The organism is Nocardia sp. 852002-20019_SCH5090214 (assembly GCF_001665865.1).
GTDB classification, from domain to species: domain Bacteria; phylum Actinomycetota; class Actinomycetes; order Mycobacteriales; family Mycobacteriaceae; genus Nocardia; species Nocardia nova.
The window spans coordinates 1-869 of the sequence record NZ_LZMK01000007.1 but is presented as its reverse complement, the minus strand read 5'-3'; the positions used below and the strand labels follow the sequence as shown (position 1 = coordinate 869).

The window sequence follows — 869 nt, the reverse complement described above, 5'->3', positions numbered from 1 at the left end:
CCGAGGTGTGTTTCCAGGATCTGGCCGATGTTCATACGACGCGGCACACCATGAGTGTTCAAGATGATGTCGACCGGAGTGCCGTCGGGCATGAACGGCATATCCTCCTTCGGCAGGATCTTGCCGATCACACCCTTGTTACCGTGACGACCCGCGAGCTTGTCACCGTCCTGGATCTTGCGCTTCTGCGCGACATACACGCGGACGAGTTCGTTCACACCGGGAGGCAGATCGTCGTCGTCCTCACGCGAGAACACACGAATACCGATCACCTTGCCCGACTCACCGTGGGGCACCTTCAACGACGTGTCGCGAACCTCGCGGGCCTTCTCACCGAAAATCGCACGCAGCAACCGCTCCTCGGGAGTCAGCTCGGTCTCACCCTTCGGGGTGACCTTGCCGACCAGGATGTCACCGTCACGCACCTCGGCGCCGATGCGGACGATGCCACGCTCGTCCAGATCCGCGAGCACCTCGTCGGACACGTTCGGGATGTCACGAGTGATCTCCTCGGCACCGAGCTTGGTGTCGCGAGCGTCGATCTCGTGCTCCTCGATATGAATCGAGGTCAGCACGTCCTCCTCCACGAGACGCTGCGACAGAATGATCGCGTCCTCGTAGTTGTGACCCTCCCACGGCATGATCGCCACCAACAGGTTCTTACCCAACGCCATCTCACCGTTCTCGGTGCACGGGCCGTCGGCCAGAACCTGGCCGTGCTCGACCCGCTGGCCCTCGTCCACGATCGGACGCTGGTTGGCGCAGGTGCCCTGATTGGAGCGGGCGAACTTCCGCATCCGGTAGCTCTTACGAGTGCCGTCGTCGTGCATGACGGTGATGTAGTCGGCCGAAACCTCTTCCACCACACC

General features: G+C 62.0%; 1 pseudogene. It reads right to left on the bottom strand.

What is annotated here, in order from left to right:
* A pseudogene (locus tag A5780_RS00325) lies at positions 1–869 on the bottom strand (DNA-directed RNA polymerase subunit beta); the annotation flags it as partial.